This window comes from Candidatus Symbiopectobacterium sp. NZEC135 (assembly GCF_025962695.1).
Genome location: NZ_JAGFPF010000441.1, coordinates 1 through 1,428 on the forward strand (window position 1 = coordinate 1; position 1,428 = coordinate 1,428).

At 56.4% G+C, this 1,428-nt stretch carries 2 protein-coding genes; both read left to right on the forward strand.

The annotated features are described in order from the left end of the window. Positions 1–901, forward strand: a 901-nt coding sequence (locus tag J5224_RS27680; protein WP_264628340.1) for a dipeptidase, incomplete at its 5' end; no start/stop codon positions are given. A 41-nt stretch (positions 902–942) separates the two neighbouring features. After that, positions 943–1,428: extracellular solute-binding protein (locus tag J5224_RS27685; protein ID WP_264628341.1), on the forward strand; the 486-nt coding region annotated here is incomplete at its 3' end.

Genomic DNA, 1,428 nt, shown 5'->3' on the forward strand with positions numbered 1-1,428 from the left:
GTGGGAAAACTTCCGGGATGGCGTGGATTTTGTCTCGGTAACGCGACGGTTTTGGCGCGAAAACGATGACCTGATTCGACCGGTGCGCACGCTGGCTGATATCCATGCCGCCAAAGCGGAGCAGCGGACCGGGATTATCCTCGGTTGGCAAAACACCTCCCCGCTGGAAGACAAACTGGAATACGTCGAGATATTCAAAGACCTCGGCGTCGGGGTGATGCAGTTAACCTATAACACCCAAAACTACTCGGGTGCCGGCTATCTGGAAACCCGTGACAGCGGGTTAACCGGGTTTGGGTACGAAGTGCTGGCGGAGATGAACCGCGTCGGCGTGCTGTGTGACCTCAGCCACGTGGGCGATCGCACCAGTGCCGATGTTATTGCGGCATCCCGCGCGCCGGTGTGTATCTCTCATGTGTTACCCCGCGCGCTCAAAGACGTAAAACGCAATAAACCCGACGAGTTGCTGGTTGGCTGCGCACAGGGGGGCGGCATTATTGGTATCAGCCTGTTCTCCCCCGGTCTGGCGGCAGGCAATGATGCCACGGTCGAAGACTATCTGGATGCCATGAGCTATGTCATCGATCTGGTCGGAGAAGACCACGTCGGTATCGGCACTGACTTTTCTCAGGATCGTCCGCGTCCGGGGCCCTGGTTACTGTGGGCCAATCGCGACAAGGGAACGGCACGCACATTAGCGCCCTTCGGGTCAGCAAAAATCAATAAACCACAGGGCATTGCACGCATTCGGGAGTTCCCCAACCTCACTAACCGGATGCTGGCGCGCGGATGGAGTGAAACGCGTGTGCGCAAACTGCTGGGAGAAAACTGGCTGCGGGTTTTGGGCGCCGCCTGGCAGCCCGGTGCGAGCGGGACACCCTCATTGCCATTACCACAATAATAACCACCACAATAACAACCATAATCACCAGGAGATTCACCATGTCTGCTACTACAGGTTTGCATCGCAGCATCCTCGCACTCACGCTGTTGCCGGTGTTTGCACAGGCGGCCCCCACTACCGTTAACGTGGTGGGGTTTTCCGGCGTGTTTGCGGACAACTACCAGAAACTGGTTATCGCCCCCTTCGAGGCACAGCACCCGGATATCAAGATCAACTACCAGCAAAGCAAGAACTCCGCTGAATCGCTGGCGTTATTGACCTTGCAGCGTAACGATCCCCATGTGGATGTGGCGCTGCTGGATATTTCCGTTGCCATCCGTGCCAATACCCAGGATTTGTTTGCGCCACTGGATAACGACGCGGTCAAAAACCTGAGTGCCCAGCCCGATTGGGCGGTTATCAGCGGTCAACGCTCCGTCGCCTTTTCACAGGATAATCTCGCCATTCTGTATAACACCGATCGGGTCAAGCAACCGCCTACCAGTTGGAACGATCTGACCGATACAAAATACAAAGGGCGCATC